Below are 22,425 nucleotides of genomic sequence, written 5' to 3' on the forward strand. Positions count from 1 at the left end.
GAGATGATTATGGTCTGGGTTGAAATTTTTGTTGTTCTAGCCTCTATTGTACTTGGCCTTAGATTTGGAGGTATTGCCATTGGTTTATTTGGTGGTCTTGGACTTGCTATCTTAACGTTGGGCTTAAGACTACCAATAGGATCTGTTCCAATAGATGTTATTTTGATCATAATGTCTGTATCTCTTTCAGCAGCAACATTGCAAGCTACAGGAGGAATGGCATTCTTAGTTAATTATGCAGAAAGATTAATGCGTAAAAATCCCAAACATATAAATTTTATTGCGCCAATGATTACTTGGTTAATGACCATTTTTGCAGGTACTGGATTTATTGTTTTTTCTACATTACCTGTCATTGCTGAAGTTGCAAAAGAATCTGGAATTAGACCATCCAGAGTTTTATCGGGAGCGGTTGTATCATCTCAGCTAGCTGTTGCAGGCTCACCAATTAGTGCAGCAATGGCAGCAATGATCACTATTATGGAAAATAATTCTGTTACATTTTTCCAAGTTATGGTCGTTTGTTTACCTGTATCTTTTGTGGCTTCAATGGTAGCTGCATTTGTAGCTTCTAAACAAGGTTGTGAGTTAAAAGATGATCCTGTGTATTTACAACGTTTACAAGATGGATTAGTTTCTAAGACAGAATATAAAACAAGTGATACACCTAAATCAGCTAAGATTTCAGTGCTAATTTTCTTATTGGCTACAGTTGTTATTGTATTATTTGCAACACTACCATCTTTAAGACCTGTGTATGAAAGTGGCAAAGCTATGGGAACAAGAGATATTATAGTTGTAGTTATGCTCACTTCGGCTTGTTTGATGCTAGTAACAAGTAAAACGAAACCCGAAGCCGTTGTTACAAATTCAACATTTAGATCAGGAATGAGCTCCGTAGCAGTTATTTTGGGGATCGTTACATTAGGTATTACATTTGTTGATGCTCATTTAGGAAATATTAAAGAAATTGCAGGAGATGTATTACATACATACCCAATGCTACTTGCACCAGTATTGTTTTTTACTTGTGCACTATTATACTCCCAAGGTTCTACAACTCCATTAATTATACCTCTTGCAGTTGCACTAGGAGTACCTAATTGGGCTATTTTAGGATCTTTCGTTGCAGTTACTGGTATTTTTCTTTTACCAACTTATCCTACTTCATTGGCAGCTATGGAAATGGATACGACAGGAACTACTAGAGTTGGTAAATATATTTTAAATCATCCATTTATGTTGCCTGCATTATTAGGTGTTATAGCTGGTGTTGCATTTGGATTTGCTTGGGCACCAATAATCGTTAAATAAAGTAACCTAATTTTAGGTAGGGAGGTTAGCCTCCCTATTTTATTTTGGATAAAATATAATAGAAGGTCTTATAATATCTCAGGTAAATATAAGAGCAGATTCTCGAAAACGGATATTCAATAAGGTAAATAAGAAATGGAAGAAAAAATTCGGCTGACGCAATACAGCCATGGTGCAGGTTGAGGCTGTAAAATTTCGCCTAAGGTGTTAGGGACAATTTTACATTCAGAACTGGAAAAATTTTATGATCCAAATCTGCTCGTTGGCAATGAAACTGCTGACGATGCAGCGGTGTATGATCTTGGTAATGGAACTGCAATTATCAGTACCACAGACTTTTTCATGCCGATTGTGGATGATCCTTTTGATTTTGGACGAATTGCCGCGACCAATGCCATCAGTGATATTTTTGCTATGGGCGGTAAGCCGATAATGGGAATTGCCATTTTAGGTTTTCCAACCAATGTATTACCTGCAGAAGTTGCACAAAAAATTGTTGATGGTGGGCGTTTTGCTTGCCATCAAGCGGGGATTGCTTTGGCGGGAGGGCATTCCATTGATTCGCCTGAACCTATTTTTGGTCTAGCTGTGACAGGTGTGATTGACACTGAAAAAGTGAAACGTAATGCGTCTGCAAAATCAGGTTGTAAGCTTTATATGACGAAACCGCTTGGTATTGGTATTTTGACGACAGCAGAGAAAAAAGGAAAACTAAAACCAGAACATCAAGGTTTAGCCACTGCCGCTATGTGCCAAATGAATTCTATTGGTAGTCAATTTTCCCAAGTGGATGGCGTTACCGCAATGACGGATGTCACAGGATTTGGTTTACTTGGTCATTTAATTGAAATCTGTGAAGGTTCAAATCTAAGTGCGGTAGTTTTTTCGGACAAAATTAAAACCTTGGACGGCGTAAAAGATTATATTGCTCAAGGTTGCGTCCCTGGTGGAACAGGGCGTAATTTTGAAAGTTATGGACATAAAGTTGGCGCATTAACCGAAGAACAAAAAGCGATTTTGTGTGATCCTCAAACATCAGGCGGCTTATTAGTGGCAGTTGAGCCTAATAGCGTTCAAACAGTAATTGACATAGCCAAAGATGCGGGCATTGATTTATATGAAGTGGGTGAATTGAAACCTAAATCAGAATCCGATGTCGTTGTTGAAGTAAAATAAGGAATTTTAATCGATCATCCCTAATGATTAATTAAATTACCATGATCCACATAGCAAAAAACCTTGGAATATCCCAAGGTTTTTTTTAGATTATCATTAAATATAATGAATTATGCGCCTAAACGCTCTTTAATACGAGCTGATTTACCTGAACGTTCACGTAAGTAGTAAAGTTTAGCTTTACGTACCGCACCTTTACGTTTAACTGCGATAGAATCTACAGCTGGAGAGTGAGTTTGGAATACACGCTCAACGCCTACGCCGTTAGATACTTTACGCAAAGTAAATGCTGAGTGCAAGCCACGGTTACGAATTGCAATAACCACGCCTTCGAATGCTTGCAAACGACGTTTGCTACCTTCAACTACCCATACTTTAACTTCTAAAGTATCACCTGGGCGGAAGCTAGGTACGTTTTGTTTTAATTGTTCTTGTTCAAGTTGTTTGATAATGTTAGACATTGTTTGATCCTTTATTGATCCTAGATGTAACTGAAACTAACTGTTATGCTCGGCTTGCGCCTCTTTTAACAGCTTACGTTGTTCGTCAGTCAGAGCTAGGCCTTCTAAGAGCTCAGGGCGTCGGAGCCACGTTCTCTGTAGCGACTGTTTTAATCGCCATTTCCGAATTTCTTCGTGATGTCCCGACATCAGCACGGGTGGTACAGTTAATCCTTCTAACACTTCCGGTCTAGTGTAATGTGGGCAATCTAATAAACCATCTGCAAAAGAATCTTCTTCTGCGGAGGCTTGCTTGCCTAATACACCGGGAATAAAACGTGCAACAGCATCAATTAATGTCATTGCCGGCAATTCCCCACCGGTCAGAACGTAATCGCCAATTGACCATTCTTCATCGATTTCAGTTTGAATCAATCGCTCATCAATACCTTCGTAACGTCCACATACCAAAATCAATTTCTGATTTTGAGCAAGCTCGGTTACGCCGCCTTGATCGAGTTTACGTCCTTGTGGCGAAAGGTAAATCACCTTTGCGCTTTCTCCTGCCGCTGCTTTCGCAGCATGAATTGCATCCCGTAAAGGTTGCACCATCATCAGCATTCCCGGACCACCACCATAAGGACGGTCATCCACGGTTTTATGCTTGTCGAATGTAAAATCTCTAGGATTCCAACATTCTACTTGCAGAAGGTTATGTTTTACGGCTCTACCTGTAACCCCAAATTCCGTAATCGCTTTAAACATTTCGGGGAATAATGAAATCACCCCTATCCACATAAAAAGCCTACTACATTACGTTTGTGCATACTTGAGATTAGAAACCAGCGTCCCAATCCACTTCAATTGTTTTCGTGGTGAGATCGACTCTTTTAACTACTTGTTCATACAAGAACGGAATTAACCGCTCTTGTTTTCCAAAAGCATCTTTGGTATTGGCTTTAACCACTAACACATCATTAGAACCGGTTTCCATCATCTCTGTTACCATTCCCATTGTATAACCTTCTAAGTTTACGACTGAACAACCGATTAAATCATGCCAGTAATAATCGCCCTCTTCCAGTTTTGGGAATACAGATAAATCCACACCAATTTCAATATTCGCTAAAATTTGTGCGGCTTCACGATCATCAACGCCTTTTAATTTAACGATGATTTCGTGATTATGATAACGCCAGTTTTCTAATTCGATGGGTTGCCATTCGCCTTTAATTTTTAAAAACCAAGGTTGATAATTAAAAATGCTTTCAGCTTGTTCTGTTGATGAATAAATACGTAACCACCCACGAATACCGTAGGTTGAGCCTAATTTGCCCACAACTTCAATACGTTGTTGTCCCATATTTTTCACCTATCTTAGCTTAAGAACTAAATCAAAAAGCAAAATTATGCTGCTTTTTGAGCTTCTTTTACCAAAGTTGCAACACGATCAGAAAGTGAAGCACCTTGAGCAACCCAGTGATTTACACGCTCAAGATTAATGCGAAGACGTTCTGCGTTACCCTGTGCGATTGGGTTGAAGAAACCTACACGCTCAATGAAGCGACCGTCACGAGGTGAACGGCTGTCAGCTACTACGATTTGATAAAATGGGCGTTTTTTAGCTCCGCCACGAGATAAACGAATGGTTACCATAACCTTCCTCTAAATGTTTAATTACTAAAAGAATATTCTCAAATTCGAAAGTGATTTGAGAATATAGCTTACTTTTTTCTCTGTATATATAGACAAAAAGCCTGCGAATTTTATACTTTTCAAGCAAAATTGCAAGTTTTGTGCGCATAAAAGTAGGTTATATTCCTCTTAATTATCATTCACAATTTATTTTGTTTTGCGATATAATACGAGGCACTCAGCTGTTTTAGGTCAAATTTACGCGTATAGCGGTATTTTACATTAATAAAATATCAGTTAAATGAGGTTTATTATGAAAATTGGTTTTCATTCTGTGTTAATTGGATTGGCATCATTTATTGGTGTTCAACAAGATGTCATAGCTAATCCATCTTCTCATCAATCAATATCTACTGAATCAGCTGAGGCTTTGAAGCAACAATTTTCAATAGCTTTAGCTAAACAAGACAAACAACAAATTACAAATTTACAAAAAAAACTTACCGCACTTTTTTCTTTACCTCCCCGATTTCTTGATAATCAGATCCAAATAAGCGAAAAAATCCTCACTCGCATTTTTAAAACAGATAAAAATCTCACTCCTAAATTTCTTGATTACTTATATTTTGAGCCGATAAATACTGGCGATGCAAATTTAATTCAGGAAATGAAGAAAAACTTATTGGTGTCTTTTTTAGCGAATGAGCAGGCAAAAATTTATATTCGTCAAACAGATAATTCGGAGCAATTTGTTCAGGCTTTACTAGAAAGGGGAGCAAAAGCAGATCAAATCATATTATTGTCTTTGGATGCGAAAGGTATATTTCAAAAAATGATTGAACAAATGCGTCAAGATTTTCCGAACCAGACTATTTTTCCGATTACTGAAAATCGTGTAAGTTTGATTACTCCTTCTTCTGAAATTAAGCCTCGCCTTGCTTTAGCAAATATGATGTTCAATCTCCAATTTAAAGGTGTGGAAGTTGATGATTTTTCGTATCTAGATCAACCTCGAGAAAATTTACAGCACAATAATGATGCAATTCGTTACAAAACCTTTCAAGCAATGCTAGAAGGTTTAAATTAATCCCTTATCAACAGGAGTTTTTATGCTTTTATCCAAAAAATCAGCCACCTTTGCACTCAGTGCATTCGCGATGCTTTTCACTAGTGCAGCTCTTGCCAAAGAAGCACCACAAGCTCACAAAGCTGTGGAATTAAGTATTTTGCACATTAATGATCACCATTCTTATTTAGAACCACACGAAACACGGATTAATTTAAATGGTCAGCAAACCAAAGTGGATATTGGTGGTTTTTCTGCTGTCAATGCAAAACTTAACGAATTGCGTAAAAAATACAAAAATCCATTAGTACTGCATGCAGGTGATGCCATTACTGGTACACTTTACTTTACGCTGTTTGGCGGTTCTGCAGATGCTGCAGTGATGAATGCAGGTAATTTCCATTATTTTACTTTGGGTAATCATGAATTTGACGCGGGTAATGAAGGGTTATTAAAACTGCTTGAGCCATTAAAAATCCCTGTGCTTTCAGCTAATGTGATTCCTGATAAAAGTTCAATTTTGTATAACAAATGGAAACCTTACGATATTTTCACAGTGGATGGAGAAAAAATTGCCATTATCGGTTTAGATACAGTGAATAAAACAGTGAATTCCTCTTCTCCTGGTAAGGATGTGAAGTTCTATGATGAAATTGCTACCGCACAAATTATGGCAAATGCGCTAAAACAACAAGGCATTAATAAAATCATTTTACTTTCACACGCTGGAAGTGAAAAAAATATCGAAATTGCTCAAAAAGTAAATGATATTGATGTGATCGTTACTGGCGATTCACATTATTTATACGGAAATGATGAATTACGTGGTTTAAAATTGCCAGTAATCTATGAATATCCCCTTGAATTTAAAAATCCAAATGGCGAACCAGTATTTGTAATGGAAGGCTGGGCTTATTCTGCTGTTGTGGGTGATTTAGGTGTTAAATTCAGTCCTGAAGGTATTGCGTCTATTACTCGTAAAATTCCTCACGTGTTAATGAGCTCTCATAAACTTCAAGTGAAAAATTCTGAAGGTAAATGGGCTGAATTAGCTGGCGATGAACGTAAAAAAGCACTTGATACTTTAAAATCAATGAAAAGTATTTCACTTGATGATCACGATACGAAAACCGATAAGCTTATTGCTAAATATAAAAGTGAAAAAGATCACTTAGCACAAGAAATTGTGGGCGTCATCACTGGTTCTGCAATGCCAGGTGGTTCAGCAAACCGTATCCCAAATAAAGCAGGTTCAAATCCTGAAGGTTCTATTGCGACACGCTTTATTGCAGAAACAATGTATAACGAACTCAAAACAGTGGATTTAACCATTCAAAATGCAGGTGGTGTGCGGGCAGATATTTTACCAGGCAATGTGACTTTTAATGATGCTTATACTTTCTTGCCTTTCGGGAATACCTTATATACCTACAAAATGGAAGGTTCGTTAGTGAAACAAGTGCTTGAAGATGCGATGCAATTTGCTTTAGTTGATGGATCTACAGGTGCATTCCCTTATGGTGCAGGCATTCGTTATGAAGCGAATGAAACACCAAATGCGGAAGGTAAACGTTTAGTGAGTGTAGAAGTATTGAATAAACAAACCCAACAATGGGAACCGATTGATGATAACAAACGTTATCTTGTTGGAACAAATGCTTATGTCGCAGGTGGTAAAGACGGTTATAAAACCTTTGGTAAATTATTTAACGATCCAAAATATGAGGGCGTTGATACCTACTTACCTGATGCAGAAAGTTTCATAAAATTTATGAAAAAACACCCGCACTTTGAGGCTTATACTTCATCAAATGTGAAGTTTAATGCTTCAACTGATGCGTTACCTAAAAAATAAAATTGAAAAATAGGCTAAAAATAGCGCGTACTTAACGCGCTATTTTTGTTATTAGTCTGAGGCTTGAAGACTTCATAGATGATTGAGAATTTTAACTATTCCATATTTAGATGATTTCTCGTAGAAAATAAATTCCCTATAAAGGTTGAAAAATAGGGTAATTTATTGCGATAATCTACCCCATTTTTTGGGAGATCTTTCTATCTTCTGCATTTTTACGCAGTTTATTTTCATTAGAAATGATCGCATTTTATTTCACTTTTATTAGATAAAGAACAATGGCAGAAAAACGTAATATTTTTTTAGTGGGACCAATGGGTGCAGGTAAAAGCACTATCGGTCGTCAATTAGCACAACAGCTTAATATGGATTTTATTGATTCCGATGCAGTGATTGAAGAACGTACGGGCGCGGATATTAGCTGGATTTTTGATTTGGAAGGCGAAGACGGCTTCCGCAAACGTGAAGAACGCATTATTAACGAACTCACACAAATGCAAGGTATCGTCCTTTCAACTGGTGGTGGCGCAGTGCTTTCTAAGGAAAGCCGTAATTATTTATCAGCACGCGGTATTGTGATTTATTTAGAAACGACGGTGGAAAAACAATTCCAACGTACTCAACGTGATAAAAAACGTCCATTGCTTCAAGATGCAGAGAATCCTCGTCAAGTATTGGAAGATTTAGCAAAGACTCGCAACCCGTTTTATGAAGAAATTGCGGACATCACGTTGCCAACCGATGAACAAAATGCCAAAGTAATGGTAAATCAAATTGTTGATTTAATTGATAATATGAATGGACTAAATGGTTCGCTTTAAACACACCTAAGGATAAATTATGTTGTGCGTCAATGTGGAATTACAAGAACGTCGCTACCCTATCTTAATTGGTAGTGGCTTATTGCAAGATGAACGTAGTTACCCGATTAAACGTGGGGATCGCGTGATGATTGTAACGAATCCCACGGTTGCACAGTTTTATCTTGATACAGTTATCTATGCGTTGGAAAAACGTGGTTGCGTGGTCGATCATGTTTTATTGCCAGATGGCGAAAAATACAAAACACTTGAATCTTTAAACTTAATTTTCACCGCACTGTTGCAAGGTAATCATGGACGAGATACCACGATTATTGCATTGGGTGGCGGTGTCATTGGCGATGTTGCTGGATTTGCTGCGGCAAGTTATCAGCGTGGCATCCGTTTAATTCAAATTCCAACCACATTGCTTTCACAAGTGGATTCTTCAGTGGGTGGTAAAACGGCGGTTAATCATGAATTAGGCAAAAATATGATTGGCGCGTTCTATCAACCATCAATGGTTATTATTGATACGCTCACGCTTAATACGCTTCCTAAACGTGAAGTAAATGCGGGGCTTGCTGAAGTTATCAAATACGGTGCCATTTTAGATTACGAATTTTTTGAATGGCTAGAACAACATATTGATGAACTTGTCGCTTTGCATCCTGAGGCACTTCAACATTGTATTTCTCGTTGTTGCCAAATTAAAGCAAATGTGGTCGCGAGAGATGAAACAGAAAAAGGCGATCGTGCATTGCTCAATCTTGGACATACTTTTGGGCATGCCATTGAAACTCATCTAGGTTATGGAAACTGGCTTCATGGAGAAGCTGTTTCAACGGGAATGATGATGGCAGCGGCGCTTTCTGAAGAACTTGGAGATATTTCTATTGCAGATGTGTCTCGCCTTGAAAAATTACTTGCTCGTGCTAATTTGCCCACCGTATCACCGGATACGATGCAGCCAGAAGACTATTTACCGCATATGATGCGTGACAAAAAAGTTCTAGCGGGTAAATTGCGTCTGGTGCTACTCAAATCTCTAGGCCAAGCTTATGTAGCAAATGATACCGCTCATACCCTCGTGTTAAACGCAATTCGTCGTTGTACTCAAACGGATTAAGATGTTACGTCCGAAAAAACAATCTTTAAAACCTAAGTTAAAACACCGTCCATTTTTAAAATGGGCGGGGGGAAAATTTCGTTTAACGGACGAGATAAATAAAGCCTTTCCAAACAAAAAAAACTGCTTAATTGAGCCATTCGTGGGTGCTGGAGCAGTATTTCTTAATTCTAATTTTGAACGCTATATTTTGGCGGATATCAACCCTGATTTAATCAATCTATTCAATATTGTTAAAGAAAATGTAGAGGGTTATATTGAAGATTGTAAGCCGATTTTCTTCGCTGATGATGCCAATACACCCGATTATTACTATGCTAAACGTCGCCAATTCAATGCTTCTACGGATCCTTTCGAACGTTCGATTATTTTTTTATATTTGAACCGTTTTGGGTTTAACGGATTATGCCGTTATAACAGCAAGAATGAATTTAATGTGCCTTTTGGAGCTTACAAAACTCATTATTTTCCAGAAGATGAATTACGTTATTTCGCTTATAAAGCGCAAAGTGCGGTGTTTTTATGCTGTGATTTTCAAAAGACTTTTGAATTTGCCGATAAGGATTCGGTAATTTATTGTGATCCACCTTATGCTCCGCTACAACAAGAGACTAATTTTACTGGTTATGCGGGCAATGAGTTTGGACTGGCGCAGCAACGTGCTTTGGCAGATTTAGCGAAATCTATACAAAAAGAAAAACAAATTTCGATATTGATCTCGAATCACGATACTAAATTTACGCGTGAAATTTATAACGGTGCTAAATTTAAACGGGTAAAAGTCCAACGTTCTATTAGCCAAAACCCAGAAAAACGCGTAAAAGTGAAAGAATTGATTGCGATATTTGGTGCTCGTAAATAATAAAAATAGCCCTTACTTTATACTAAAAGTACCAAAATCGTAATTTTAAAACCACAATAAAATAATATATTGTGTATTACCATTTATCTCTTACAGTACCTATATACTTTTTTGATACTAACCCAAAATACTCACAAGTCTGTAATTTTACCTGTAATCCTTTTGTTTTATCAGAATGATTATCTAGAAAACTCATCCAATCATCAGAATAATTATTATCCTATAGTAGAATGTAAATTATTTTAATAACGCCTTATTTGTACTGTGGATAATTCATCAAAATTTAAGCCTGTTATGCTTTGTTCTTTAGTGTATAACAAATAGGATAAAAATGGAAAAAGCAAAACCATCCAAGCAAAGAAATTTTAATCACTGTCAAGGAGTACATTATTGAATTTGGTAATAAACCGTTAGGTTTAAAAGATACTACACCCAAATGCCACGCCCTATTTGTGCTCAAGTTTTATTTGAGAAAAATGTTAATACAGTGCCATCCTCTAATAGCAATTTTTCTAATTACCCAAAAAGCGAATTCTGCCCCATAAAATTAAACTAAAGCAATTTATACCAATCATATTTTCCATTATCACCAAATAAAACGCATGGACTGAATTAAAAAATTCATTCAGAAAAAATTGGCAAAAATATTATCGTCAAATTAGTTTTTTGGCAAAAAACTTATAACCTATTGAATTTATTATATTAGCTAATCAACAAAAAATTTGGGAATACGATAAACTTGAAGAGTATCAAATTCCTTATATTCTATTAACATTAGCAGACTGTCCTAACCAAAAAGGAATATATAAAAATAAACGTCACTGCTGGTTTAGATTTTGGTTTGATGCTTCAATTCAAAGATATGAAGATATTTGGAATAATAGTTCTTTACCAGTATTGTGGACAACCTATTATTACCTATTAGGGAAACAAAGAAAACCTTCAGAAATAAATCTAAAAAACATGAATTATTTCATCATGGATAAAACTTTCTTAGAACAAGAAATATTACTTCCCCAATTTATTATTCAAAATATAGAACGGTGGTTTGAAACACACAATTTTGTATAGACAAGCCAGCACCTAATACTATTTCATGACGAAGATCGCCTTTTTCTTTAAAAAGGCAAAAATAATGCTATTAATCAACCATGCCAGTAATGTCGCCACCAACAAATCTATTGGGTAATGCATGCCTAATCGCACACGGCTAATCAACATCAACAAGCCCCACACTGCAATCCCCGCCACCAGCAATTTTGCTTTAAAAGAACGGTTACCCAATAATTGGGTAAAGCCAACAGCAAGCATTAGCCAAGTTGCCGCAAAAATCGTATGTCCTGAAGGGAACGAATACCCCGTTTCATTCTCATAATGATGAACTAACCAAGCTGGTGTGATAGCATCCATCGAATAAAAATTCTTAGCTATTTCAGAACGCAAAGTGCGGTCATTTTTATAAAAGTTTTCAGGCGTTGAATGAGTTTGCTCAGCTAGATAAACGGTGAACGGACGAGGTTCTTCAAATAATGCTTTTGCCCCTGTTTTTGCCGCTTGAGTTGCAATAACTGAAATCCCCATCACAATTACGCCTAATAGCCATTGTTTTGGATTTTTAAATAAAAACGCAAACAAAAGCGTAAATAACACACAGGTAATCAACGCATAAGGTACGCTACCCGTTTCAGTGAGCAAATAAAGCCAATAATCAGCTTGAGTTAATTGGCTATTACCATGCCACTGATAGGAAATACCCCACATAAAAAATGGTACAAGACAAAGTAATAACGTATATAATGACAGCCTTTTGAACATGCTCGCCCCTTGATAACAAAAATAACGCGCGCATTCTAACAGAAATGACTACGAATAAGGATCACTTTATGGCAAAAATTCAGCTAGTTGCGCAAGCCAATTTACCCACTGAATACGGTATTTTCAAAATGGTGGGATTTGAATTCCCAGATACAAAAAAAGAACATGTAGCCTTAGTGATGGGCGATATTTCTAATGCTGATGAACCTGTATTAGCACGTATCCATTCTGAATGTTTAACTGGCGATGCACTTCACAGCTTAAAATGCGATTGTGGGTTCCAACTGGCGACAGCATTAAAACAAATTCAAGAAGAAGGTCGCGGAGTCTTAATTTATCATCGTGAAGAAGGCCGCGGAATTGGTTTGATTAATAAAATCCGTGCTTATTCTTTACAAGATAAAGGAATGGATACCATTGAAGCTAATCTTGCTTTAGGTTTCAAAGCGGATGAACGCAACTTTGAAGTCTGTGCCGATATGTTCGAGCTACTTGGTGTAAAAAAAGTTCGCTTGATGACCAACAACCCAGAAAAAGTAGAAACCATGAAAAAAGCAGGTATCAACGTGGTTGAACGAGTACCGCTTAATGTAGGCGAAAACCGCTACAACACAAAATATCTTGATACAAAAGCGAAAAAAATGGGACATTACATTGTGCATAACAATGACGAACAACATTTAATGACCTGTCCACATTGCCAAGAAGAGATTATTTAATAAAACAACACATGTTAAAAAAGCCATACTGTTATATTGAACAGTATGGCTTTTTTATTTAAACTTTATGTTATGGAATAATCAAAAGATTTTTTAGCATATTGCTAAAAACGAGAAACCCCGTCTCGTATTCCAAAGATCGGGGCTTATCAGGAGTAAGTAAAATGAAAAAATTGCCTTTTTCATTTTCTTGATTATCTGTTGTTTAGTTAGCTGTTCCGGAACAGTTATCTAAGATAATCGCAAGGGGACGATGTAGGAGTTGTCCCCAATGCCTCCAATCTTAAAGAATTCTTTCCTTGATTGCAAGGGCAATTATTGACTTTGAACCTTTCTCCACAAATCTTTACTGTAAATGACACCGACAGAATTTACTTGCGCACCCATTATACTCGGTGCAAGATAAACAGGCGTACTATATTGAAAAATGGGTAACACTAAATGCTCTTGTTGAACTATCCCTTTTAATTTTGCGTAATTTTCTAACCGCACTTTTTCGGATGTCGTCGTCATTGCACTTTCAAATAAACGATCAAATTCCGCATTTTTATAGCCATTTTTGTTATCTGGGCTTTTTGAATAGAATAAATTTAGAAATGCTGCAGGATCATTAAAATCAGCACACCAGCCAGAACGAATTAATTGAAAATCGCCTTTTGTGCGGGCGGTTTGCAATTCTTGCCAGTTCATCCCTTGATTTTCAACTCGTAATAAATCAGATTGTGATAATTGATGATTTAATCGCATTGCAATGGTTTGATTCAGAGATGAATCATCATAACGAATACGTAATTTCAATGGACGAGTTTCACTAATTTGATTTTGGGAAAAGAGCTGTTCTGCAACAACTGGCTCCCAAACAGATTCTTGCTCACCTAGCATAGATTTTGGCAAAAAAGTATTGCTAGGATGAAGATGAGCAATATCTGCAACCAAATTATTGGTAGAAATCATCGAAACAATCGCTTTTCTTACCGCACTTTTTTGTAACACAGGATCGGAAAGATTAAACTCATAGAAGTAAGTACAAAGTTGCGGATAATCTTGGATATTCTGATCGACTTTTTTCGGATTCATTACAACATCAAAATCAGACAAATCTGCATCAACGGAAATTTTTTGATACTTCACTTGCTGAAATATCACTTTTTCTTTCGCCCAATAATAAGGATTGGTAGTTAAAATATGCTGATTTTCAGCCTGACTTTGTAACTGATATGCGCCATTACTGATAAATATTTCAGTCGATTTAGCATAGTGAGGCAAAAGACTGACATGTGCCAGCATAGAAAGTAAATATGGCGATGCTTTATCTAATTCAATGCGTAAAGTGCGGTCATTTTCGGCAAACAATCCTAGGGATTCAACAGGTAACGCTTTTTCCAATACTGCCTTCGCATTTTTCAGATTCATAAAAGCCAAATAATTTTTAAGTGGGCTTTCAGATTGAGAAAGTGTTTGCCAAGATTGTACAAAATCTGATGCAGTGATAGGCTCGCCATTTGACCATTTAGCATTTTCACGCAAAGTGAAAATCCAAGTTTTATTGTCTTCGGTTTGCCAATTTTCTGCTACAGCTGGAACAAGATTACCTTGCACATCATAAGCTGTTAATCCTTCAAAAAGATCTCGTAATAATTGAGTTTGTTCTTCGCTTTGTGCTTGCCAAGGTTGCAAAGTCAAATCGCTATAAACGCCACGTTTTAATTCAACTCGGTTAGATTCTAATTGAGTATTTTTTTGTGTCTCAATTTGTGGCGAAATAGGCTTAGGACTATCCAATTTATCACAAGCCACCACCGTAAAAATAATAGAAAAAATAACCGCACTTCGTTGGCACAAGGCGAACAAATTATTCATTTTCGGTTTTAATCCAAAATAAGAAGAACCAAAACTTAATACAAATCAACGCAACAATAACACTACGCCCTATTACACTTGGCGTGAAATAAAAACCAATTAGTAGCATTGTGGTAACAAAAGTCAAAATAAAAATTTTGGTATTTTTCTTTAATGATCGATTTTCATGAAAGGACTTGAGATGTTTTTGATAAATACTTGTGCCTAAAAACCATTGTTCTAAGCGTTTTGAACCTTTTGTGAAGAAAAATAAAGTAAGTAATAAAAAAGGCGTGGTAGGCAAAAGAGGAAGAAAAATCCCAATGATGCCAATTGCAAGTGAAAGAAAACCTAAAATAATGTAAATAATTTTCATAATGTTCCTAATAAAAAAGAAAATGCAAACTATTATTACTGATTTTTTAGATTTTTCAACCTTGATATTATAGAATTTGCCGTCACATAAAAAAACAGTTTTCAAAAAAGGAACATTTATGTCTATGTCAAATCCATTACTTAACATTCAAGGCCTACCGCCATTTTCACAAATCAAGCCAGAACACATTCAACCAGCTGTTGAAAAATTAATTCAAGATTGTCGCAATACGATAGAACAAGTGTTAAAACAACCGCACTTTACTTGGGAAAATTTCATTTTGCCTTTAACGGAAACTAATGATCGGTTAAATCGTGCTTGGTCGCCCGTTTCTCATCTCAATTCAGTAAAAAATAGCACTGAATTACGTGAAGCCTATCAAACGTGCTTACCGTTACTTTCTGAATACAGCACTTGGGTTGGTCAGCATAAAGGGCTTTATAATGCCTATTTAGCGTTAAAAAATAGTGCTGAATTTGCCGATTATTCGATTGCACAAAAGAAAGCCATTGAAAATTCACTGCGTGATTTTGAACTTTCAGGCATTGGGCTTTCCGAAGAGAAACAACAACGTTATGGCGAAATTGTGGCACGCTTATCGGAATTAAATTCACAATTCAGCAATAATGTATTAGATGCCACAATGGGTTGGGAAAAACTCATTGAAAACGAAGCAGAACTTACTGGCTTGCCTGAATCTGCACTGCAAGCAGCACAACAATCCGCTGAAAGCAAAGGATTAAAGGGCTATCGTTTTACGTTAGAAATCCCAAGTTATTTGCCTGTGATGACTTACTGCGAAAATCGTGCATTGCGTGAAGAAATGTACCGTGCTTATGCAACACGTGCCTCTGAACAAGGCCCTAACGCTGGCAAATGGGACAACAGTAAAGTTATGGAAGAAATTCTGACGTTACGCGTTGAACTGGCAAAATTACTCGGTTTTAATACTTATACCGAACTTTCACTTGCCACAAAAATGGCAGAAAACCCACAACAAGTGCTTGATTTCTTAGATCATCTTGCCGAACGTGCCAAACCACAAGGCGAAAAAGAACTGCAAGAATTGAAAGATTACTGCGAAAAAGAATTTGGTGTCACTGAACTTGCACCTTGGGATATTGGTTTTTACAGCGAAAAACAAAAACAACATTTATACGCCATTAATGATGAAGAACTTCGCCCATATTTTCCAGAAAATCGCGTGATTTCAGGGTTGTTTGAATTAATTAAACGCATTTTTAATATTCGTGCAGTGGAACGCAAAGGCGTGGATACTTGGCATAAAGATGTGCGTTTCTTTGATTTAATCGATCAAAATGATCAACTCCGAGGCAGTTTCTATCTTGATTTATATGCACGCGAACATAAACGTGGAGGTGCGTGGATGGATGATTGTATCGGACGTAAGCGTAAACTGGATGGCAGCATTGAAACGCCTGTGGCTTATTTAACTTGCAACTTCAATGCACCGATAGGGAATAAACCAGCGTTATTTACTCACAATGAAGTCACCACGCTATTCCACGAATTTGGGCACGGAATCCATCATATGCTCACGCAAATTGATGTATCCGATGTGGCGGGTATAAATGGCGTGCCTTGGGATGCTGTGGAATTACCAAGTCAATTTATGGAAAACTGGTGCTGGGAAGAAGAGGCTTTGGCGTTTATTTCAGGGCATTACGAAACAGGCGAGCCGTTGCCAAAAGAAAAACTCACGCAATTATTAAAAGCGAAAAATTTCCAAGCTGCGATGTTTATCTTACGTCAGCTTGAATTTGGTATTTTTGATTTCCGTTTACATCACACCTTTGATGCGGAAAAAACCAATCAAATTTTGGATACACTTAAATCAGTGAAATCACAAGTTGCCGTCATAAAAGGCGTAGATTGGGCAAGAGCACCACACAGCTTCAGCCATATTTTTGCAGGGGGCTACGCCGCAGGTTATTACAGCTATTTATGGGCTGAAGTATTATCGGCTGATGCTTATTCACGCTTTGAAGAAGAAGGTATTTTCAACCCAATCACCGGCAAATCATTCTTAGATGAAATTCTCACCCGTGGTGGCTCAGAAGAGCCAATGGAACTCTTCAAACGCTTCCGTGGCCGTGAACCGCAATTAGATGCATTATTAAGACATAAAGGCATTATGAATTAATATATCAATCAGATAGGGTATGTACGACATACCCTTTCTCAAATATCTCCCTCTAAAATAAATCCCACCATAAAAACATAGTAAATTTTAACCGCACTTTATCTAGACAAAACCTGCAAACGAGACATTATTTTTACAAATAGCTGTAAGATAAACGCATAGAAATTCACGCAGAATAGACTAATTTCCTGTATAATTTTTCACATATCTATTCAACTCATTACACAAAATATTCTGAGGATTTTATGGCTGCTGCAATTCAACAACGTGCCGAACTTCAACGCCGTATTTGGCAAATTGCTAATGATGTGCGTGGCTCAGTCGATGGCTGGGATTTCAAACAATATGTGCTTGGCACACTTTTTTACCGTTTTATTAGCGAAAATTTTGCCAATTACATTGAAGCGGGCGATGAAAGCGTAAATTATGCCCAATTACCTGATGAAATCATTACACCTGACATTAAAACAGATGCCATTAAAACCAAAGGCTACTTTATTTACCCAAGCCAATTATTTAAGAATGTCGCGGCTAATGCTGGCAGCAATCCTAATTTGAATACCGATTTAAAGCAGATTTTTACTGATATTGAAAACTCAGCGACGGGCTTTCCATCTGAACAAGATATTAAAGGCTTATTTGCCGATTTTGACACCACCAGCAACCGTTTGGGCAATACCGTAAAAGATAAAAACGACCGCTTAACGGCTGTTTTGAAAGGCGTGGCTGAACTTGATTTTGGCAAATTTGAAGATAATCATATTGATTTATTCGGTGATGCTTACGAATTTTTAATTTCCAACTATGCCGCCAATGCAGGCAAATCTGGTGGCGAATTTTTCACCCCACAAAGTGTTTCCAAACTCATTGCTCAAATTGCAATGCACGGGCAAACCTCGGTCAATAAAATTTATGACCCTGCAGCAGGTTCTGGCTCACTTTTGCTTCAAGCCAAAAAACAATTTGATGAACATATTATTGAAGAAGGCTTTTTCGGGCAGGAAATTAACCATACCACATACAACCTTGCCCGTATGAATATGTTTTTGCATAACATCAACTACGACAAGTTTGATATTGCTTTAGGCAACACCTTAATGGAACCACAATTTGGCGATGATAAACCTTTCGATGTCATCGTTTCTAACCCGCCTTACTCCGTGAAATGGGCTGGCTCCGACGATCCAACACTGATTAACGATGAACGATTTGCCCCCGCAGGTGTGCTTGCACCGAAATCAAAAGCAGATTTTGCCTTTATTTTACACGCATTAAGCTATCTTTCAGGCAAAGGCAGGGCGGCGATTGTTTCCTTCCCTGGTATTTTTTATCGTGGCGGTGCCGAGCAAAAAATTCGTCAATATTTGGTGGATAATAACTATGTGGATGCGGTGATTGCGCTTGCGCCAAATCTCTTTTTTGGCACCAGTATTGCGGTGAATATTTTGGTGCTTTCCAAACACAAACCCAATACCCAAACTCAATTTATCGACGCCAGCGGTTTATTTAAATCTGCCACTAATAACAACATTTTAGAAGAGGAACATATCGAGCAAATCCTCAAACTGTTTGCCGATAAAGAGGATGTGCCGCATTTGGCAAAATCCATATCCTTTGAAGAAATCGCCCAAAATGACTACAACCTTGCAGTAAGTTCGTATGTGGAACAAAAAGACACCCGTGAAGTAATTAATATTGATGAACTCAATGCTCAAATTCGTAAAACAGTTGCCAATATTGACCGCTTGCGTGCCGAGATTGACAAGATTGTTGCAGAAATTGAGGGGTAAAATGTAGGGTGGGCTTCAGCCCACCAATTTACGATAACAGGTGGTGGGCTAAAGCCCACCCTACGAGGAGCAACAAAAAATACGATGAAAAACAACCGCACTTTTTTAGAAAAATTATTGGATGGGGCTGAGGTTGAGTGGAAGCCTTTAGGGGATGTCTGTAATTTTCAAAACGGATTTGCCTTTAAGAGTAGCTTATTTAAAGACAATGGTGCCCCTATTGTCAGAATAACAAATATAGATGGTAAAGAAGTAAATCTATCTGATGTTAAATATTTTTTGCTGGATGATTACAATACTGATATGACACCTTATAAAGTTCATAAAGGTGATATTTTGATTGCTATGTCTGGAGCAACTACTGGGAAAATTGGTTTTTATAACTATGAACACCCCTCCTATCTTAATCAGCGAGTCGGTAAATTTTTACCTAATACTAATATTTTAAATAATCGATATTTATATCATTATCTATTATCAAAAGTTGAAGATATTTATATTATTTCTGGAGGCGGAGCACAACCTAACCTAAGCTCTAATAGGTTAATGTCGGAAGTTCTCATCCCCATCCCCCCACTCTCCGTCCAAACCGAAATCGTAAAAATTTTGGACGCATTGACAGCACTTACCAGCGAGCTTACCAGCGAGCTTACCAGCGAGCTTATACTACGCCAGAAACAGTATGAATACTATCGAGAAAAATTACTTTCTCATAATGATTCAGAGAATTCATCACAACAAAAAGTGGATAAAGATAAACTTTTTAGTACTTCTAACATTCAATGGTTACATTTAAATGAAATATATAAGTTTCAATATGGTATTGGTAATAAAATACCAACCATTGGTGGTGAATATCCAGTTTATGGAAGTAATGGAATTGTAGGATCTCACAATGAATATAACAGTGAAGATGCTCCTGTTATTGGACATATTGGAGCTTATGCAGGAATAGTTAATTGGGCTGAAGGCAAACATTTCGTCACTTACAACGGTATCATTTGCAATAAAATTAATGATAATGTTAATTCTAGATATGCGTACTATCTTTTGCTCTCACAAAACTTTATTGATAAAGCAAACAAGGCATCACAACCATTTATTTCCTATGATATTTTAAATAAATGTATTGTTCCAGTCCCTCCAATCGAAGAACAACAACGTATCGTTTCAATCTTAGACAAATTTGAAACCTTAACCAATTCCATCACCGAAGGCTTGCCTTTAGCGATTGAACAAAGCCAAAAGCGGTATGAGTATTACCGAGAATTATTATTGAATTTCCCTGGCAGAGAATAATATGACTAAAAGTTTAGACAAAATTGCAAAACAATTAAGAGATTCTGATAAAAAGGTTAATCTAATTTACGCCTTTAATGGAAGTGGAAAAACCCGTTTATCAAAAGTCTTTAAGAATCTTATTGCACCTAAAGAAAATCATGACAATGAAGAAGATCTAACACGAAGAAAAATTCTTTATTTCAATGCCTTTACCGAAGATTTATTCTATTGGGATAATGATCTACTTAATGACACAGAACCAAAATTAAAGATTCAACCAAATTCTTTTATTCGCTGGTTGATTAGAGATCAAGGGGATGAAGGTAAAGTAATTGGAAAATTTCATCATTATTGTGATGAAAAACTTATGCCTAAATTTGATATAGAAAATAATCAAATTACATTCAGTTTTGCACGTGGAGATGATACGCCTGAAGAAAATATAAAACTATCGAAAGGGGAAGAAAGTAATTTTATTTGGAGTATTTTTCATACGTTAATTGAACAAGTTGTTGCAGAATTAAATATCTCAGAGCCTAGTGAACGCACTACTAATGAATTTGATGAACTTAAATATATCTTTATTGATGATCCAGTAAGTTCATTGGATGAAAATCATCTTATTCAATTAGCTGTTGATTTAGCAGAATTAGTCAAAGATAGTCCCGATACTATAAAATTTATTATCACCACACACAATCCTTTATTTTATAACGTTTTATACAATGAACTTGGAGCAAAAAATGGTTATATTCTAAGAAAAGATGAAAATAAGAATGAAAACGAAAGATTTGATCTTGAGGTGAAACAAGGTGGTTCAAACAAGAGTTTCTCCTATCATCTTTTTCTAAAAAATCTACTTGAAGAAGTTGAATCTAAAGATATTCAAAAATATCATTTCATGTTACTGAGAAATTTATATGAAAAAACTGCTAACTTTCTTGGTTATTCAGGATGGTCAAATCTATTACCCAATGATGATGCAAGACAAAGCTATTACACTCGTATAATCAATTTTACTAGTCACTTCGCTGAACCAACAGATGCCGAAAAGAAGATTGTTAAATATTTACTTGAACATCTAATTAATAATTATGGTTTCTATATAGAAGAAAATATTAAAGAGCCACAAACTGATAATATAACAGAGTAAAAATATGAACGACTTAATCATCTACAACACAGACGATGGTAAATCTCACGTTGCTTTATTGGTTGTCGAAAATGAGGCTTGGCTGACCCAAAATCAGCTTGCGGAACTTTTTGACACCTCTGTACAAAATATCGCCTTACATATAAAAAATATATTAGAAGACAATGAATTAGATGAAAATTCAGTTATCAAGGATTACTTGATAACTGCCCAAGATGGCAAGCAATATCAAGTAAAACATTATTCTCTTGATATGATTCTCGCCATCGGCTTTCGTGTGCGTAGCCCTCGTGGTGTACAGTTTCGTCGTTGGGCAAATACGCAATTACGTACTTATTTAGATAAAGGTTTTCTATTAGATAAAGAGCGGTTGAAAAATCCTCAAGGTCGATTTGATCATTTTGATGAATTACTGGAACAAATTCGTGAAATTCGAGCCAGTGAATTGCGGTTTTATCAAAAAGTACGAGAGTTATTTAAATTATCCAGTGACTACGATAAAACAGATAAAGTCACTCAAATGTTTTTTGCAGAAACACAAAATAAGTTGATTTATGCCATTACACAACAAACCGCCGCAGAACTCATTTGTACGCGTGCAAATGCCAAATTACCTAATATGGGTCTTACCTCTTGGAAAGGTGCTGTTGTACGTAAAGGCGATATTATTACCGCTAAAAACTATTTAACTCATGATGAATTAGATTCCTTGAATCGTTTAGTGATGATCTTTTTAGAAAGTGCCGAATTACGCGTTAAAAACCGTCAAGATCTGACATTAAATTTCTGGCGTAATAATGTCGATAATTTAATTGAATTTAACGGTTTTCCGTTGCTTATCGGTAATGGAACCCGAACCGTAAAACAAATGGAAACCTTTACTAAAGAACAATATGCCTTATTTGATCAGGTCAGAAAACAACAAAAACGCATACAAGCTGATAATGAAGATTTAGAAATTTTAGAAAAATGGCAAAAAGATCTGAAAAAGCAAAAGCATTAAGGAACTAC

The 22,425-nt window shown here is 36.6% G+C and carries 20 protein-coding genes; 13 read left to right on the plus strand and 7 right to left on the minus strand.

Annotated features, from left to right (window positions below):
• The first annotated feature begins 9 nt into the window (after positions 1-9).
• Both DV356_RS09165 and selD read left to right on the plus strand, forming a co-directional pair.
• Positions 10-1,314, plus strand: a complete 1,305-nt coding sequence (locus DV356_RS09165) for an anaerobic C4-dicarboxylate transporter (RefSeq protein ID WP_005653857.1) — start codon at positions 10-12, stop codon at positions 1,312-1,314.
• Positions 1,315-1,449: 135 nt separating this feature from the next.
• Entirely contained in the window at positions 1,450-2,490 is a 1,041-nt protein-coding gene (selD, locus tag DV356_RS09170; RefSeq protein ID WP_112119505.1) for a selenide, water dikinase SelD, read from the plus strand.
• A gap of 110 nt (positions 2,491-2,600) precedes the next feature.
• Here the strand turns inward: selD and rplS are convergent, their stop codons facing one another.
• From rplS to rpsP, 4 genes are read right to left on the minus strand one after another with little or no spacing between them, the layout of a single operon-like run.
• Positions 2,601-2,951: a 50S ribosomal protein L19 gene (gene rplS, locus DV356_RS09175; protein ID WP_005648735.1), complete on the minus strand. Its 351-nt coding sequence runs from the start codon at positions 2,949-2,951 to the stop codon at positions 2,601-2,603.
• Between the two features lie 36 nt (positions 2,952-2,987).
• Complete coding sequence (trmD, locus tag DV356_RS09180; protein WP_050847665.1) at positions 2,988-3,728, minus strand: tRNA (guanosine(37)-N1)-methyltransferase TrmD; 741 nt, start codon at positions 3,726-3,728, stop codon at positions 2,988-2,990.
• A 37-nt stretch (positions 3,729-3,765) separates the two neighbouring features.
• On the minus strand, positions 3,766-4,293 hold the full coding sequence (rimM, locus tag DV356_RS09185; protein WP_105875401.1) for a ribosome maturation factor RimM: 528 nt from the start codon (positions 4,291-4,293) through the stop codon (positions 3,766-3,768).
• A 44-nt stretch (positions 4,294-4,337) separates the two neighbouring features.
• A complete protein-coding gene (gene rpsP / locus DV356_RS09190; RefSeq protein WP_021035616.1) occupies positions 4,338-4,586 on the minus strand; it encodes a 30S ribosomal protein S16 in 249 nt (82 codons plus the stop codon).
• Positions 4,587-4,878: 292 nt separating this feature from the next.
• On the opposite strand from rpsP, the gene DV356_RS09195 reads away from it, so the two are divergent.
• From DV356_RS09195 to DV356_RS09215, 5 genes are all read left to right on the plus strand, one after another.
• A complete protein-coding gene (locus tag DV356_RS09195) occupies positions 4,879-5,652 on the plus strand; it encodes a hypothetical protein (RefSeq protein ID WP_118806865.1) in 774 nt (257 codons plus the stop codon).
• Between the two features lie 22 nt (positions 5,653-5,674).
• On the plus strand, positions 5,675-7,486 hold the full coding sequence (gene nadN / locus DV356_RS09200) for an NAD nucleotidase (protein WP_118806866.1): 1,812 nt from the start codon (positions 5,675-5,677) through the stop codon (positions 7,484-7,486).
• A gap of 278 nt (positions 7,487-7,764) precedes the next feature.
• The gene (gene aroK / locus DV356_RS09205; RefSeq protein WP_048942685.1) at positions 7,765-8,307 is read left to right on the plus strand and encodes a shikimate kinase AroK; all 543 of its coding nucleotides are present in this window, start codon (positions 7,765-7,767) and stop codon (positions 8,305-8,307) included.
• Positions 8,308-8,326: 19 nt separating this feature from the next.
• On the plus strand, positions 8,327-9,415 hold the full coding sequence (gene aroB, locus DV356_RS09210) for a 3-dehydroquinate synthase (protein WP_118806867.1): 1,089 nt from the start codon (positions 8,327-8,329) through the stop codon (positions 9,413-9,415).
• A 1-nt stretch (position 9,416) separates the two neighbouring features.
• A complete protein-coding gene (locus DV356_RS09215) occupies positions 9,417-10,277 on the plus strand; it encodes a Dam family site-specific DNA-(adenine-N6)-methyltransferase (RefSeq protein WP_118806868.1) in 861 nt (286 codons plus the stop codon).
• Between the two features lie 1,089 nt (positions 10,278-11,366).
• Here DV356_RS09215 and DV356_RS09220 read toward each other — a convergent pair.
• Entirely contained in the window at positions 11,367-12,092 is a 726-nt protein-coding gene (locus tag DV356_RS09220) for a phosphatase PAP2 family protein (RefSeq protein WP_118806869.1), read from the minus strand.
• Between the two features lie 68 nt (positions 12,093-12,160).
• Between DV356_RS09220 and ribA the strand changes: the two genes are divergently transcribed.
• On the plus strand, positions 12,161-12,811 hold the full coding sequence (gene ribA / locus DV356_RS09225) for a GTP cyclohydrolase II (protein ID WP_005629111.1): 651 nt from the start codon (positions 12,161-12,163) through the stop codon (positions 12,809-12,811).
• Between the two features lie 315 nt (positions 12,812-13,126).
• Here the strand turns inward: ribA and DV356_RS09230 are convergent, their stop codons facing one another.
• Positions 13,127-14,671 (minus strand): peptide ABC transporter substrate-binding protein, encoded by a 1,545-nt coding sequence (locus DV356_RS09230; RefSeq protein ID WP_118806870.1) that lies wholly within the window; start codon positions 14,669-14,671, stop codon positions 13,127-13,129.
• On the minus strand, positions 14,664-15,026 hold the full coding sequence (locus DV356_RS09235; RefSeq protein ID WP_005648761.1) for a YbaN family protein: 363 nt from the start codon (positions 15,024-15,026) through the stop codon (positions 14,664-14,666). The genes DV356_RS09230 and DV356_RS09235 overlap by 8 nt, the downstream gene beginning before the upstream one ends.
• 124 nt (positions 15,027-15,150) lie before the next feature.
• On the opposite strand from DV356_RS09235, the gene prlC reads away from it, so the two are divergent.
• The 5 genes from prlC (at position 15,151) to DV356_RS09260 (ending at position 22,417) form a co-directional block, all read left to right on the plus strand.
• Positions 15,151-17,190 (plus strand): oligopeptidase A, encoded by a 2,040-nt coding sequence (gene prlC, locus DV356_RS09240; protein ID WP_105894834.1) that lies wholly within the window; start codon positions 15,151-15,153, stop codon positions 17,188-17,190.
• A gap of 245 nt (positions 17,191-17,435) precedes the next feature.
• Positions 17,436-18,980, plus strand: a complete 1,545-nt coding sequence (locus DV356_RS09245; RefSeq protein WP_112119503.1) for a type I restriction-modification system subunit M — start codon at positions 17,436-17,438, stop codon at positions 18,978-18,980.
• Between the two features lie 84 nt (positions 18,981-19,064).
• Positions 19,065-20,279: a restriction endonuclease subunit S gene (locus DV356_RS09250; protein WP_118806871.1), complete on the plus strand. Its 1,215-nt coding sequence runs from the start codon at positions 19,065-19,067 to the stop codon at positions 20,277-20,279.
• A 1-nt stretch (position 20,280) separates the two neighbouring features.
• Positions 20,281-21,414, plus strand: coding sequence for an AAA family ATPase (locus DV356_RS09255; RefSeq protein ID WP_118806872.1), 1,134 nt, complete (start codon positions 20,281-20,283; stop codon positions 21,412-21,414).
• A 4-nt stretch (positions 21,415-21,418) separates the two neighbouring features.
• Entirely contained in the window at positions 21,419-22,417 is a 999-nt protein-coding gene (locus DV356_RS09260) for a virulence RhuM family protein (RefSeq protein WP_050848864.1), read from the plus strand.
• Positions 22,418-22,425 lie beyond the last annotated feature (8 nt).

Origin of the sequence: Haemophilus influenzae, from assembly GCF_003494325.1 — a bacterium.
Classification (GTDB): domain Bacteria; phylum Pseudomonadota; class Gammaproteobacteria; order Enterobacterales; family Pasteurellaceae; genus Haemophilus; species Haemophilus influenzae_I.

What these genes read in the sequence shown, in the direction of transcription:
- aroK (WP_048942685.1), top strand. Translation starts at nt 7,765, where the DNA reads ATGGCAGAAAAACGTAATATTTTTTTAGTGGGACCAATGGGTGCAGGT.
- DV356_RS09195 (WP_118806865.1), top strand. Translation starts at nt 4,879, where the DNA reads ATGAAAATTGGTTTTCATTCTGTGTTAATTGGATTGGCATCATTTATT.
- DV356_RS09250 (WP_118806871.1), top strand. Translation starts at nt 19,065, where the DNA reads ATGAAAAACAACCGCACTTTTTTAGAAAAATTATTGGATGGGGCTGAG.
- prlC (WP_105894834.1), top strand. Translation starts at nt 15,151, where the DNA reads ATGTCAAATCCATTACTTAACATTCAAGGCCTACCGCCATTTTCACAA.
- trmD (WP_050847665.1), bottom strand. Translation starts at nt 3,728, where the DNA reads ATGTGGATAGGGGTGATTTCATTATTCCCCGAAATGTTTAAAGCGATT.
- aroB (WP_118806867.1), top strand. Translation starts at nt 8,327, where the DNA reads ATGTTGTGCGTCAATGTGGAATTACAAGAACGTCGCTACCCTATCTTA.
- rpsP (WP_021035616.1), bottom strand. Translation starts at nt 4,586, where the DNA reads ATGGTAACCATTCGTTTATCTCGTGGCGGAGCTAAAAAACGCCCATTT.
- DV356_RS09235 (WP_005648761.1), bottom strand. Translation starts at nt 15,026, where the DNA reads ATGAAAATTATTTACATTATTTTAGGTTTTCTTTCACTTGCAATTGGC.
- DV356_RS09255 (WP_118806872.1), top strand. Translation starts at nt 20,281, where the DNA reads ATGACTAAAAGTTTAGACAAAATTGCAAAACAATTAAGAGATTCTGAT.
- ribA (WP_005629111.1), top strand. Translation starts at nt 12,161, where the DNA reads ATGGCAAAAATTCAGCTAGTTGCGCAAGCCAATTTACCCACTGAATAC.
- DV356_RS09220 (WP_118806869.1), bottom strand. Translation starts at nt 12,092, where the DNA reads ATGTTCAAAAGGCTGTCATTATATACGTTATTACTTTGTCTTGTACCA.
- rplS (WP_005648735.1), bottom strand. Translation starts at nt 2,951, where the DNA reads ATGTCTAACATTATCAAACAACTTGAACAAGAACAATTAAAACAAAAC.
- DV356_RS09230 (WP_118806870.1), bottom strand. Translation starts at nt 14,671, where the DNA reads ATGAATAATTTGTTCGCCTTGTGCCAACGAAGTGCGGTTATTTTTTCT.
- nadN (WP_118806866.1), top strand. Translation starts at nt 5,675, where the DNA reads ATGCTTTTATCCAAAAAATCAGCCACCTTTGCACTCAGTGCATTCGCG.
- DV356_RS09165 (WP_005653857.1), top strand. Translation starts at nt 10, where the DNA reads ATGGTCTGGGTTGAAATTTTTGTTGTTCTAGCCTCTATTGTACTTGGC.
- rimM (WP_105875401.1), bottom strand. Translation starts at nt 4,293, where the DNA reads ATGGGACAACAACGTATTGAAGTTGTGGGCAAATTAGGCTCAACCTAC.
- DV356_RS09215 (WP_118806868.1), top strand. Translation starts at nt 9,417, where the DNA reads ATGTTACGTCCGAAAAAACAATCTTTAAAACCTAAGTTAAAACACCGT.
- DV356_RS09245 (WP_112119503.1), top strand. Translation starts at nt 17,436, where the DNA reads ATGGCTGCTGCAATTCAACAACGTGCCGAACTTCAACGCCGTATTTGG.
- DV356_RS09260 (WP_050848864.1), top strand. Translation starts at nt 21,419, where the DNA reads ATGAACGACTTAATCATCTACAACACAGACGATGGTAAATCTCACGTT.